A 12,562-nucleotide genomic window follows, 5' to 3' on the forward strand; every position below is an offset into this window, starting at 1 on the left:
TTCACCGGGCCGCCGGTCCGCTGGAGGAACTGCTCGTGCGGATGCTCCGCCGCGTACCCCGGCGGGAGTGTGTAGCCGAAGAACCCGCAACCGGGACAACTCCAGTCCCTCGCCCCGTCGTTAGCCGGAGCACTCAACTCGACCTGCCCGCCGCATCCTTGCGTGGGACACAGCAGCGAACCCGTCTCGTTCATGCCGTCACGAGGCCCGGTTTCATCGGCTGCGCCTGAGCTCCGAGCCGAACCACCGCCGCGAGTTGGTCGATGACGTCGGGCCGGGCCCTGCCCAGTTCGACCAAGTGGACACCGCTCCCAGCCACGGGTTCCTGCTCGACCCCCAACGACGGCAGCACAATGCCCACTTGAGCCAGAGCACCAGCCAGGTTGCGACAAGCCTTGACGGTCTCGAACTTCTGGCGCGTCATGAGGCATTTGATCAACAGCCGCCCGCCCTGCGAACCGTCCTCATTCTCGATACGAGGGTCAAACCCCTCAGTGAGGCGACAGTCGTCCAATCCCGCCGCAGCAATCGCCAGGTCCGGGCGTCGCACCAGCAAGCCCCGAACAATCTCCCGAACCTGGCGCTGGTACGGCGCTCTGCGGGTCGTCCCATACGTCTCCACTGCCACTCCTCTCTATAGCGATCCCACTACCAGGATCGGTAGCAAGCCCTACGATCGGAAGCACTTCAACTACGGAGCTGAACTCACCTCAAGTTGGTAATGCTCGTGAATCGACGAACACTTGATCCAACATCATCACCGCTAGCCGCACTAGCTGTGCAACTTCGCAGGTCACGCGAGGCAAAAGGCCTGACACAGGTCGACCTCGGACTCCTGGTCCGCTACTCCAACACCTACATCTCGAACACAGAGACGGCAAAAGAGCCGCCGAGTTTGACCTTCGTGCAGCGGGCTGACCAGCACCTGAATACCGGCGGCTCTCTTGAGCTGCTGTGGTGGAGCTGGAAGAACGGCGCACTGATCCCTGGATTCCCCGAGTACACAGCGCAAGAGACCAATGCCGCTGCGGTACGCCTGTTTCAGACGCGCGTCGTTCCCGGTCTCCTACAGATTCGCGAGTACGCAACCGCCTGGGAGTCGGGCAACGTTCAGCGCGGCAAGGTCACACAGGAGCAGGCTGACAGCCGTGTGCAGTTTCTGATGGACAGACAACACATCCTTACCAAGTCTCCCAGCCCAGCCATCCACGCGATCATGGATGAAGCCTGCCTGCGCCGCCCCATCGGCGGGCCCGCTGTGATGGTTCGGCAACTTCGGCATCTCGAAGCGCTGGCCCTGCGACCCAAAACCACGATCCAGATCGCCCCCGAGTCACTGGGGGAGGCTCACCCGCTCAACCACACCTTGACGCTGCTCACGATGCCTGGCCGTGTGATGCTCGGCTACACCGAGACGCTTCAACGCGGCTTCCTGGAGAGGGATAGTGAGACGGTGGCAACTTGGGCAAGCGACTACGATCAGCTCCAGATCGAAGCGCTTCCCCGAGCTGCTTCACTGGACATCATTCGCAGGCTACGAGAGGGCTTTGAACATGAACGCTGACCTGTCTCACGCCGCCTGGCGCAAGAGCTCCTATTCCGGAAGCGGCGGGGAGTGCGTCGAGGTCGCCGACGGCTTCCCCGGCATCAGGCCTGTCCGTGACTCCAAGGACCCCGAGGGCCCCGCCCTGGTCTTCTCCGCCGAGGCTTTCGCCGACTTCGTGGCAGGCGTGAAGAGCGGTGACTTCGGCACCGTCTGACCGCCGGCCCCTCCCGAGGCCCCACCGCCGCCGCCTCGACAGTGAGGTCTCGTCGCGTTGGGGCCGCCCCTCGGCCCAACCAGCAAGCGCGCCAGCACCAAGCCCGCTCCTCACTGCCTCGATCTCATACGCAAGGCACGAAAGGAACTTCAGCGATGACGGCCCCAGACCTGCCGGGCGCCCCGTGGCGCAAGAGCACGTACAGCAACGGCCAGGGCGGCTGCGTCGAGGTAGCAGACGGTTACCCCGGCATCATGCCCGTCCGTGACTCCAAGGACCCCAAGGGCCCGGCCCTGATCTTCTCCGCCGAAGCTTTCGCCGACTTCGTGGCAGGCGTGAAGAGCGGTGACTTCGGCACCGTCTGACTGCTCGGCCCTCACGGAGGCCCCACCGCCCGCCGTTGCCTGGTGATCGCCGTCCGCGAGCAGGTCTTCGGCACGGACGGCTCCGCGCTTCGGCATCGGTCGCCCAATGGTCCTTCAGGGCTCCTATTCTCCTGGACATGAGTAACAGTGCCCCGAAGTCCCAGCCAACGTCGCTCCACTCCGTTTCGGTGGCCGGCGCCGTCGTGCGCGAGGACGGGCGAGTACTGGCGATCCGGCGAGCCGACAACGGCACCTGGGAGCCGCCCGGTGGTGTGCTCGAACTGACCGAGACCGTCGAGGACGGTGTACGTCGCGAGATCTTCGAGGAGACCGGGCTCAAGGTCAGCGTCGAGAGGCTGACCGGCGTGTACAAGAACGTGGCGCGCGGAATCGTCGCGCTGGTCTTCCGTTGCCACCCTGAGGGCGGCAGCGAGCAGTTGTCCGACGAGTCGACTGCGGTCGACTGGCTCACGCCGGCCGAGGTGTCCGACCGCATGTCCGAGGTCTATGCCGTGCGCATGCTGGACGCACTCCGCGACGAGACCGCAGCGAGCATCCGGTCTCATGACGGCCGACAGTGGCTTGGTGGGAAAGCCATCTGCTAGCGTCCGGCACGATCGGCCTGGGGCGTGAGTACGTGCTGCTGAACGCCGAGGTAGATCCTCTTGCCGCGTCCGCCGCTTCCCTCACGCGGCCAGGCTGAACTGGCCGTCGGTGTGGCGGTCTACCGGACCGATGGCGGCAGTGGTTGGGTGGTCTGCGGCGCTACGTTCGACTTCAGGTGTATGCGCCTGTGCAAGTCACTTCCCCGGACATCATTCGTGCAGCCTGGAGGGAACTCGCAAGATGACAGCCGACCTTGACCTCTCCCGCGCGGCCTGGATTAAGAGTTCTCACAGCAGCGACGCAGGCCAGTGCATCGAGGTAGCACCCGGCTACGCAGGCATCATGCCCGTCCGTGACTCCAAGGACCCCGAAGGCCCCACTCTGGTCTTCCCGGCGGACACGTGGCAGGGCTTCCTCGCCGGGATCAAGGCGGGCGAATTCCCGATCATCTGACACTCAGTGAAGATCTCTCAGCCCCGGTGCGGTTCGCCCGCCAGGGCTGTTCGCGGCATGTACGCCGGTCGCGCAGCCCCGGTTTACCGGCCTTTTTGCCCATGTGTCAGCGACAGTTGACGGCACAGTGCGCGAACCGGGTGACAGCTCGACGGCTCCCGGGCGCGCCCCATGGAGGATGCCCCATTCGCCCCGATCAGCCCGATAGATTCCCTCCCAACGTCGGAAAGGGGCGACACGGGCGGTCTGCGAGCAACGCGGAAGGTCAAGGCCGATGGCGGGACTTGGGGGCGGAGCCACCGCTCTCCCGTGTCCGCGCCACCGACCTCGTGATCACCGCGCTGCTCGCCAGCGCCGCCTGCTGTTCGTCGGGGCCTCAGCCGGCCCGGCGGCTCCGGGTCACTTCATCCAGCCGATCTTGGCGATATCCGGGTCGGAGAGACTGCTGGCACCTTCGTTGGCCAGGCCCTTGCGGACGGCCAGGATGCTGGGCCGCTGGTAGAGCTCGATGGTGTGGCCGAGCTCCCAGATCTTGGCGTCGGCCTCGTTGTAGAGCTTGTCGGCCTCGGTCTTGTCCAGGGTGGCGGCGGCCTTCCTCAGCAGCGAGTCGATCTCGGGGGTGCTGAGCTTGGAGTAGTTGCCGAACACGTTGTCACCCTCGGGGGCGCGGAAGTTGGCGACGCCCTGGGAGAGCGGGAAGGAGTCGGTGTTCCGCCAGCTGGCCAGGTCGAACTTGCCCTGGTCGATGTACTTGGTGAAGTACTCCTTGCTGGACACCTTGTCGATGTCCATCTTGATCCCCACCTGCTGCAGCATGTTCTGCACGGCGGAGATCATGTCCAGCGTCTGCTGGGTGCTGCCGTCGCTGACCACGAAGTGCAGTTCCAGCGACTGCCCGTCCTTGGTGCGCGGCGCTCCGGCCGCGCCCTCCTTCCAACCCGCCTTGTCCAGCAGCTGCTTGGCGACGTCCGGCGAGTACGCGGCCCAGTCGCCCGAGTTGTTCTGGTAGCCGGCCTGGTTGATCATGTAGAGGTGGTTGTCCAGCTTCTTGAACTGGATCGGCAGGCCCTGGTTGACCACCTTGATCAGCGCGTCGCGGTCGATCGCCCGCCCGATCGCCTGCCGGACCGTCTGGTCGGCCAGCGCGCCGTTGCCACCGAAGGAGATGTGCACCTCGTCCCACGGGGTGCCGGTGCTGATCCGGGTGTCCTTGGCGTCCTTGAGCTGGTTGTACGAGGTCGAGGTGCTCGCCGGGGCCTCGTCGATCTCGTTGTTGAGGTAGGCCTGGGTCATCGCGGGGAGGTCCATCACCCGGTAGGTGACCTTGTCCAGCTTGGCCGGGGTTCCCCACCAGTCGGGATTGCGCACCAGGGTGATGGTCTGCGCGCTCTTGTCCAGGCTGCCGATCTTCATCGGCCCGCCGAAGACGGAGACCTTCTCGATCGAGCCGGTGTTGAACACGTCCGCGGTGGCCAGCATGGAGGCGGGAACCAGCGGGTTGAACAGGTTCTGCCAGTCCGCGTACGGGGTGCTGAAGGTGACCTTGACCTCCTGGTCGTCGGCTCCCTTCTCCACGCTGGAGATCTGGTCGTAGCCGGAGGTGTCCGCGATGTTGTAGCCCTGGGCCTTGCCGTTGGTGGACTGCCAGACCGCCTTGAAGTCCTGGTACGAGATCGGCGTGCCGTCGGACCACTTGGCCTTGGGGTTGATCTTGTACGTCACCACCTGCGGTGAGGTGGAGGTGAGTTCGGCCGAGGTCAGGTAGTCCGGCACCGGGTGGAAGACGCCCTTGGCGTCGGAGCGGAAGATCTTCGCCTCGACGTAGTCCATGATGGAGACCGCGTCGCCGTAGCGGCCGTCAACCTGGTACGGGTTCCACTGGGTGATCCACTGCTGCAGCGCCACCCGCAGCTCGCCACCGTCCTTGATCTTGTCCAGCGGCTGGGCGTTGATGTCATCCGCATCCTGGACGGGGGCCACGGTCTTGGCCACGTCGCCGGTGGATCCCGAGCCGCCGGAGCTGCAGCCGGTGACGGTCAGCGCCAGGGCGATCGCGGTGACGGCGGCCCGGCCAAGGCCGCGGGCGGTGGTGGATCTGTCCATGCGGGAGCCCCCGGGGATTCCTCGATTGATTCGGCGCAGCCAGGTGTGGCAAGCCTTGATGGTGGGCAGCCAATTCGGGTGTCCAGTGAGGAGGAACGTAACAGCCGATCAACTCCGCCACCAGAGGGGCGTGTTCGGAGCTGATCGAATCGCAATAAGCCGCAACATCGCCGCAATACGCCGTAAGCACCCACCTGATCTACTCTGACCTGCGCTTTCCCCCACCCGGGGAGATCCGCCGGCGTCACACCCCTGGACGGCCGGGCGTTCGTGCCGTACAACTGCTGCGCGAAAGTGCGTCAAATACCAGCTCACCGAAGGCCTTTGATCATGCACAGCAGGCTCGCGAACAGTTCCTCCGGCGGTGGGCGGTGATCCGCTACCTGGCCAAGCGCCTGGCGTACTACGTCGTGCTGCTGGTCGTGGCGGTCTTTCTGGCCTACGCGCTCTCCAGTTCCGCGCTCGGCCCCAGGACGTACTTCGAGGCCAAGCAGCCCCGCCCGTCCGCCGCCTCGGTGGACCGGCAGCTGACCGCGCTGAACATCAACGACCACACCCCGGTGGTGAAACGTTTCGGCACCTGGGCCGGCGATCTGGTGCTGCACGCCGACCTCGGCCGGACGATCCACAACACCTCGGTCAACGCCGAGTTCGGGCGCCGGATCCTGGTGTCGCTGCGGCTGCTGGTGATCGGCAGCCTGCTGGGAATGCTGCTCGGGGTGGCGGGCGGAGCCTGGAGCGCGATCCGCCAGTACCGGATATCCGACCGGGCACTGACCCTGTTCTCCTTCGTGCTGCTCTCGACCCCGGTCTTCCTGGTGGCTCTGCTGCTGAAGAACGGCGCCATCGCCGCCAAGGACGCGGTCGGCCACGAGGTCGTCCCGTTCACCGGGTACGAGACCCCCGGGCTGACCGGGGGGATCGGCACCCACCTCGGCGACTGGGCGCTGCACCTGCTGCTGCCCACGCTCTCACTGGCCCTCGGCGGGCTGGCGACGTACAGCCGCTACCAGCGCGGCACCATGCTGGACGTGCTCGGCTCCGACTACCTGCGCACCGCCGAGGCCAAGGGCCTGACCCGCAACCGGGCGCTGCTCAAACACGGGCTGCGGACCGCGATCATCCCGATGTCGACCATGTTCGCCTACAGCTTCCTGGGCATCTTCACCGGCGCCACCTTCACCGAGACCATCTTCGGCTGGCACGGGATGGGCGAGTGGTTCATCCAGGCGATCAACGAACAGGACGTCAACTCGGTGGTCGCGGTCAACCTGTTCGCCGCCGTGGTGGTGCTGGCCTCGGGTTTCCTCGCGGACCTGCTGCACGCCGCGCTCGACCCGCGCGTACGGTCCTGAGGAGCGAATCGACATGACTGCCGCAATCGCGGAGAACACCCCGGTACTGGAGGACGAGGCCGCCCCCGCCGGACGGCTCGGGCTGGTGCTGGGCCGGATGCGGGCCGCGCGCGGGGTGCTGGTCGGCCTCGCCATCGTGCTGCTGCTCTTCCTGCTCGCCTTCGGCGGCCCGTACCTGATCCCGTGGGACTACGCCACGCCCGACTACCTGGCGATCCGCCAACCGCCGTCCGGCCAGCACTGGTTCGGCACCAACGGGCTCGGCCAGGACGTCTTCGCGCAGACCGTGCGCGGCCTGCAGAAGTCGCTGATCATCGGCCTGCTGGTGGCGCTGTTCTCCACCGCGCTGGCCTCGCTGGTCGGCGCCTGCGCGGGGTACTTCGGCGGCTGGACCGACCGGGCCCTCACCTTCCTGGTGGACCTGATGCTGGTCTTCCCCAGCTTCCTGATCATCACCATCATCTCGCCCAAGCTGCGCGGGGCCGGCTGGATCGCCTTCGTCGCGCTGCTGGCCGTCTTCAACTGGATGATCACCGCCCGGGTGGTCCGCTCGATGACCCGCTCGCTCAAGGAGCGCGAGTTCGTCCGGGCGGCGCAGTTCATGGGGGTCAGGCCACTGCGGATCATCGTCCGGCACATCCTGCCGAACGTCGCCTCCTTCCTGATCACCGACGCCACCATCGCGGTCGGCGGCGCCGTGATGAGCGAGACCGCGCTCTCCTACTTCGGCTTCGGCGTCCGCGCCCCCGACGTCTCGCTCGGCACCCTGCTGGCCGCCGGCACCGACCAGGCGCCCGTCTACCCCTGGCTGTTCTACTTCGCCGCCGGGCTGCTGGTGCTCTTCGTCCTGGCGGTCAACCTGATCGGCGACGGACTGCGCGACGCCCTCGACCCGACCTCCGAAGGGGCCCGGCAGCCCCGCAAGTCCCGTCGCACCTCCCGGAGAAGCAAGTGACCACAGCCGTAGAGACGGACCTGCTGACGGTCGACGGCCTGACCGTCGAGTTCAACGGCGTCCCGGCGGTGCGCGGGGTGGACCTGCGGCTGCGGCGCGGCGAGACGCTGGGCATCGTCGGCGAGTCGGGCTCGGGCAAGTCCGTCACCTCGCTGGCGATCCTGGGACTGCTGCCGGGCACCGCGACCGTGGGCGGCTCGGTCCGGCTGGAGGGACGCGAACTGGTCGGCCTGCCGGCGAGGGAACTGGCCGCGATCCGGGGCCGCAAGGTGGCGATGGTCTTCCAGGACCCGCTCTCCGCCTTCACCCCGGTCTACCGGATCGGCGACCAGATCGTCGAGGCCCTGCGCATCCACCAGGACCTGGACAAGGCGGCGGCGCGCAAGCGGGCCGCCGAACTGCTCGACCTGGTCGGCATCCCCGCCCCCGACCGGGCGCTGAACAGCTTCCCGCACGAGTTCTCCGGCGGGATGCGCCAGCGCGCGATGATCGCGATGGCGATCGCCAACGATCCCGACATCCTGCTCGCCGACGAGCCCACCACCGCCCTCGACGTCACCATCCAGGCCCAGGTGCTCGACGTACTGCGCACCGCCCAGCGGGAGACCGGTGCGGCGCTGGTCCTGGTCAGCCACGATCTCGGCGTGATCGCGGGGATGGCCGACCGGGTCGCCGTGATGTACGCCGGGCGCGTGGTCGAAACCGCAGGCGTGGACGAGCTGTTCGCACGCCCCCGACACCCGTACACACTCGGGCTGATCGGCGCGGTGCCCCGCCTCGACACCGGCGGCGGGCCGCTGGTCCCGATCCCCGGCGCGCCGCCGTCGCTCGCCGATCTGCCGCCCGGCTGCCCGTTCGCGGCCCGCTGCCCGCTCGCCGAGGACCGCTGCCACTCCGCCGAACCCCCGCTGACCGGCGCGGACGGCCACCTCGCGGCCTGCGTACGGGCCGCCGAGCTGGCCGAGCGCGCACCGGCGCCGAGCGAGGTCTACCCGGTGCCCGAGGTGCCGGCCGGCCCTTCCGTGCAGGCGCCCCGCCAGGAGCGGGAGACGGTCCTGCGGGTGACCGGGCTGACCAAGACCTTCCCGGTGCTCAAGGGCAGCGTCTTCAAGCGGAAGGTGGGCGAGGTGTACGCCGTGGCCGGCGTCGAGCTGGACATCCGGCACGGCGAGACCCTCGGCCTGGTCGGCGAGTCGGGGTCGGGCAAGTCCACCACGCTCTTCGAACTGCTGCGCCTGGCCAAGCCGGAGGCCGGCACGATCGAGCTCCTCGGCCAGGACACCGCACGGCTCGACCGCACGGCCGCGCACCGGCTGCGCTCCGACATCCAGATCGTCTTCCAGGACCCGATGGCCAGCCTGGACCCGCGGATGCCGGTCTCCGACATCGTGGCCGAGCCGCTGCTGGCGCAGGGCGCGGCACGCGAGGCGATCAAGCGCCGCATACCCGGACTCCTGCGCCAGGTCGGGCTGGACCCGGCGCACGCCACCCGCTATCCGCACCAGTTCTCCGGCGGACAGCGGCAGCGGATCTCGATCGCGCGGGCGCTCGCGGTCCGGCCGCAGCTGCTGGTGCTGGACGAACCGGTGTCGGCCCTGGACGTGTCCGTGCAGGCGGGCGTGCTCAACCTGCTCCAGCGGCTCAAGGCGGAGCTGGGGCTCGCCTATCTCTTCGTCTCGCACGACCTGTCGGTGATCCGGCACCTCTCCGACCGGGTCAGCGTGATGTACCTCGGCCGGACGGTGGAGTCCGGCGCGGTCGAGGAGGTCTTCGAGCGGCCCCGGCACCCCTACACCCGGGCGCTGCTCTCGGCCGTCCCGCTGCCCGACCCGGCCGTCGAGCGCGGTCGCGAGCGCATCCTGCTGGCCGGCGACCCGCCCTCCCCCACCGAGCAGCACACCGGCTGCCCCTTCCGGGCCCGCTGCCCCGTCTACGCCGCGCTCCCGGCCGGGAGCCAGGGGCGCTGCGAGAGTGAGCCCCCCGCGCTCACGGCCGCCGCCGAGGGCCGGGACCACGCCGCCGCCTGCCACTTCCCGGACGCCTGACGTTCAACCCACGGCGACCGGCCGATCACGATTCGGAGATTCGGCCGAAGTCGCGTAGAGTCTTCGACGTCAGCAGGCGCCGCTAGCTCAGTTGGTTAGAGCAGCTGACTCTTAATCAGCGGGTCCGGGGTTCGAGTCCCTGGCGGCGCACAGACAGCCCGAGGGCCTCTCCGTTTCGACGGGGAGGCCCTCGGGCTGTCTGTGCGCCCGTGCACCCTCACTTCGAATGCCGGCTCGACTTCTCCCTGGTGCACGGCGGTACCAGCGAAGTCGGCCGCCGCCCGCTCGGCACGGTGACCCTCGAACTGCACAGCGCGGACGGCAACAATCACCGCCTCCCGGCCAAACTCCACCACACCGGACGAGCAGTGGCCGCATGAAGGTCGGCTGCGGCTCTTCTGGCCGAAGGCGCGCGACGTCACCGGCCAGACCGTCTACGTGACTCCTCCCCACGGCTGCAGCCGTGGGGCTTCCTGTGTCGGTAGCTAAGCCACGTTACAGAGGGCCAGCCCGGCCCTGTTGAGGACGTTCAGGGCACCGACGTGGTCCGCGTTCGCGGCATGGCCGCATGCGGTGCACTGGAACTTCGCTTGGGTGATGCGGTTGTCCGCGCTGACGTGCCCGCATTCGGGACAGGTGCGGGAGGTGTTGCGGGCGTCCACCGCGATCACTCGGCGACCGGCACTCTCAGCCTTGTTCGCCAGGATCGCGAGAAACTGCCCCCAACCCGCGTCGAGGATGCTCTTGTTCAGGCCGGCCTTCGCTGATGCGCCGTTCGACAGGAAGGCGCCAGGCTGCTCGGGGTCGGGCTTGGCCTTCGGGGCTCGGGTCATGCCCGCGATACTCAGCCGCTCATGGGCGATCACGTCGTGGTCGCGGACGAGAGCAAGGGCGGTCTTGTGGTGGTGGTCGACGCGCTGCCGGGCGATCTTGGCGTGCAAATGCGCGACCTTCCGGGCCGCGACCCGATGCTTCTTGGTGCGGTTCTTGGCCTTCCGCTTCTTCGTAAAGGCATCCAGACGCCGCTGTGCATCTGTCAGCGCCTCAGAGGATGTCTGGAGGAAGCGCGGGTTCGGAATGTGCCCACCGTCGCTGGTCGTGAGGAAGTGCACCGTGCCCATGTCGATGCCGACCATCGCGCCGGTATCCGGGAGCGGCTCGGTCGGCACTTCGTCGCAGGCGAGCATGATGTACCAGCGGCGGCCTTCCCGCTTGACGCTGATCGTCTTGACGCGACCCTTGATGGCGCGGTGTTGGTGCACGCGGACGTGTCCGACTCCTTGCAGCCGGACACGGGTCACCGCCTCGTTGGGGGCGGAGTCCCACCGGCAGCCGTCTCCGTCTTTCGGGAACACCACCGTGTCGAAGTGCCCGATGCCCTTAAAACGCGGATAGCCCGGCCTCTCACCAGCCTTGACCCGGCGGAAGAACGCGGCGAACGCCTTGTCCAGGCGACGCAAGGTCGCCTGCTGCGAGCTGAACGACCAGCGACCCTGACACTCTGGGTCGAACGCCCGGATCTCCTTCAGCTGCGTCGACTGGTCCGCGTACCGGACAGTGGTCTTTGAGACGTGCCGGTAGGCGTCGCGGCGTTCCTGGAGCGCCCCGTTGTACAGCGAGCAGTGATCCCGCAGCATCTCGACCAGGGCAGCAGCCTGTTGGACCGTGGGACGCAGAATGAACTTGTACGCGCGGATCAACAGCCTCCCCCTCTCAGCCGATCGCGGTCAACATAGCTGCCAGCACTGGCAACACGCACTGCCCGGCTTTCCAGGCGACGCTCCGGCTCCGCGCCGGAGACCCAAGGATGCGATTTCCCCACCGGCTGAAGCCGGTCGTCCCCTCGCAAAAAGGTCTGATGGTGCTGGTCACCCTGCTGCTCTCCTCGGTCCTCGGACTGGCGCTGGGCCTGCTGCTCTACGCCACCCGCCGGGGGAACCTGCTGCAGAACCGGGTCCTGTTCACCGTGCTCAACCTGCTGATCAACCTGGTCCGGCCGGTGCCGTTCATCATCGCGATCGTGGCACTGGCACCCGTCACCCGGGCGGTCACCGGCTCGATGATCGGTACCGACGCGGCCGTCTTCCCGATGGTCCTCGTGGCCACCTTCGGTGTCGCCAGGATCGTCGAGAACAACCTGGTCTCGGTCGACCCCGGGGTGATCGAGGCCGCCCGGGCGATGGGCGCGGGGCCGCTGCGGATCATCCTCACCGTCCTCGTCCCCGAGGCCCTCGGCCCGCTGGTCCTCGGACTCACCTTCATCCTGGTCGCGCTGATCGACTTCTCCGCGGTGGCCGGCACGGTCGGTGGCGGCGGGGTCGGCAACCTGGCCATGATCTACGGCTACCTGCGGTTCGACACCTCCGTGATGGTGGTGACGGTCGCGATCCTGATCGTCCTCGTCCAGGCCGCCCAGCTCACGGGCAACCTCCTGGCCCGCCGGATCCTCCGCCGCTGAACACCCGCCGTGCGCCCGGCGGGCCGCTTCCCCCCGCCCGCCGGGCGCCCGCGCCCCTCCAAACACCGGACGACGGTGATCCGCACCACATTCGAGCGGCCGGACATCCGATGGCCGCACGCCAAACAGCCTCAAACACTGGCAAGACAGACATCTCCCGGCGCATACCCGCGCAGTCCGATTCGGAGCAGCCCCGCGAACCGTGTATTGTTTTCCAGGTCAGCAGGCGCCGCTAGCTCAGTTGGTTAGAGCAGCTGACTCTTAATCAGCGGGTCCGGGGTTCGAGTCCCTGGCGGCGCACAGACAAGCCTCAGGGCCTCCTCACGACGGTGAGGAGGCCCTGAGGCTTTTTCGCGTCCACTCGCCCCCTCCGCAGGTCTCCCAGTTACGAAATCGTGAAACAAAACAGGACAAAGGTCCCTAACGGCCCACAACGGCCTGAGGCAGGCTGAATCGGTCTGT

13 protein-coding genes and 2 tRNA genes are annotated in these 12,562 nt (G+C 67.7%); 12 read left to right on the forward strand and 3 right to left on the reverse strand.

Going from position 1 to position 12,562, the window contains the following annotated elements; translation table 11 throughout:
• Positions 1–190 precede the first annotated feature (190 nt).
• The gene (locus ACSMTC_RS13210; protein ID WP_436559876.1) at positions 191–556 is read right to left on the reverse strand and encodes a hypothetical protein; all 366 of its coding nucleotides are present in this window, start codon (positions 554–556) and stop codon (positions 191–193) included.
• A gap of 165 nt (positions 557–721) precedes the next feature.
• Here ACSMTC_RS13210 and ACSMTC_RS13215 point away from each other — a divergent pair, with 165 nt between their 5' ends.
• From ACSMTC_RS13215 to ACSMTC_RS13235, 5 genes are all read left to right on the forward strand, one after another.
• Positions 722–1,564 carry a helix-turn-helix domain-containing protein gene (locus ACSMTC_RS13215; protein WP_436559877.1) on the forward strand — a complete coding sequence of 281 codons (843 nt, stop codon included), beginning with the start codon at positions 722–724 and terminating at the stop codon, positions 1,562–1,564.
• Positions 1,554–1,760, forward strand: a complete 207-nt coding sequence (locus tag ACSMTC_RS13220; protein WP_436559878.1) for a DUF397 domain-containing protein — start codon at positions 1,554–1,556, stop codon at positions 1,758–1,760. The genes ACSMTC_RS13215 and ACSMTC_RS13220 overlap by 11 nt, the downstream gene beginning before the upstream one ends.
• 155 nt (positions 1,761–1,915) lie before the next feature.
• Positions 1,916–2,125, forward strand: coding sequence for a DUF397 domain-containing protein (locus ACSMTC_RS13225; protein WP_436559879.1), 210 nt, complete (start codon positions 1,916–1,918; stop codon positions 2,123–2,125).
• A gap of 125 nt (positions 2,126–2,250) precedes the next feature.
• Positions 2,251–2,730, forward strand: a complete 480-nt coding sequence (locus ACSMTC_RS13230) for an NUDIX hydrolase (protein WP_436564672.1) — start codon at positions 2,251–2,253, stop codon at positions 2,728–2,730.
• Positions 2,731–2,971: 241 nt separating this feature from the next.
• Positions 2,972–3,184 carry a DUF397 domain-containing protein gene (locus ACSMTC_RS13235; protein WP_436559880.1) on the forward strand — a complete coding sequence of 71 codons (213 nt, stop codon included), beginning with the start codon at positions 2,972–2,974 and terminating at the stop codon, positions 3,182–3,184.
• A 399-nt stretch (positions 3,185–3,583) separates the two neighbouring features.
• On the opposite strand, the gene ACSMTC_RS13240 is transcribed toward ACSMTC_RS13235, so the two are convergent.
• Positions 3,584–5,287, reverse strand: a complete 1,704-nt coding sequence (locus ACSMTC_RS13240; RefSeq protein WP_436559881.1) for an ABC transporter family substrate-binding protein — start codon at positions 5,285–5,287, stop codon at positions 3,584–3,586.
• A 371-nt stretch (positions 5,288–5,658) separates the two neighbouring features.
• On the opposite strand from ACSMTC_RS13240, the gene ACSMTC_RS13245 reads away from it, so the two are divergent.
• The 5 genes from ACSMTC_RS13245 to ACSMTC_RS13265 all read left to right on the forward strand — a co-directional run bounded on the left by ACSMTC_RS13245 (position 5,659) and on the right by ACSMTC_RS13265 (position 10,022).
• Complete coding sequence (locus tag ACSMTC_RS13245; RefSeq protein ID WP_436559882.1) at positions 5,659–6,642, forward strand: ABC transporter permease; 984 nt, start codon at positions 5,659–5,661, stop codon at positions 6,640–6,642.
• Between the two features lie 13 nt (positions 6,643–6,655).
• Positions 6,656–7,597 carry an ABC transporter permease gene (locus ACSMTC_RS13250; protein ID WP_436559883.1) on the forward strand — a complete coding sequence of 314 codons (942 nt, stop codon included), beginning with the start codon at positions 6,656–6,658 and terminating at the stop codon, positions 7,595–7,597.
• Positions 7,594–9,642 carry a dipeptide ABC transporter ATP-binding protein gene (locus ACSMTC_RS13255; RefSeq protein ID WP_436559884.1) on the forward strand — a complete coding sequence of 683 codons (2,049 nt, stop codon included), beginning with the start codon at positions 7,594–7,596 and terminating at the stop codon, positions 9,640–9,642. The genes ACSMTC_RS13250 and ACSMTC_RS13255 overlap by 4 nt, the downstream gene beginning before the upstream one ends.
• 76 nt (positions 9,643–9,718) lie before the next feature.
• Positions 9,719–9,792 (forward strand) — tRNA-Lys (locus ACSMTC_RS13260).
• A gap of 59 nt (positions 9,793–9,851) precedes the next feature.
• Positions 9,852–10,022, forward strand: coding sequence for a hypothetical protein (locus ACSMTC_RS13265; protein WP_436559885.1), 171 nt, complete (start codon positions 9,852–9,854; stop codon positions 10,020–10,022).
• Between the two features lie 105 nt (positions 10,023–10,127).
• Here ACSMTC_RS13265 and ACSMTC_RS13270 read toward each other — a convergent pair whose 3' ends face one another.
• Complete coding sequence (locus ACSMTC_RS13270; protein ID WP_436559886.1) at positions 10,128–11,342, reverse strand: RNA-guided endonuclease InsQ/TnpB family protein; 1,215 nt, start codon at positions 11,340–11,342, stop codon at positions 10,128–10,130.
• A 107-nt stretch (positions 11,343–11,449) separates the two neighbouring features.
• Between ACSMTC_RS13270 and ACSMTC_RS13275 the strand changes: the two genes are divergently transcribed.
• Together ACSMTC_RS13275 and ACSMTC_RS13280 are read left to right on the forward strand one after the other, a co-directional pair.
• A complete protein-coding gene (locus tag ACSMTC_RS13275) occupies positions 11,450–12,100 on the forward strand; it encodes a methionine ABC transporter permease (RefSeq protein ID WP_436559887.1) in 651 nt (216 codons plus the stop codon).
• Positions 12,101–12,326: 226 nt separating this feature from the next.
• Positions 12,327–12,400, forward strand: a tRNA-Lys gene (locus tag ACSMTC_RS13280).
• Positions 12,401–12,562 lie beyond the last annotated feature (162 nt).

Source organism: Kitasatospora sp. HPM-01-4 (assembly GCF_051374625.1).
Lineage (GTDB): Bacteria > Actinomycetota > Actinomycetes > Streptomycetales > Streptomycetaceae > Kitasatospora.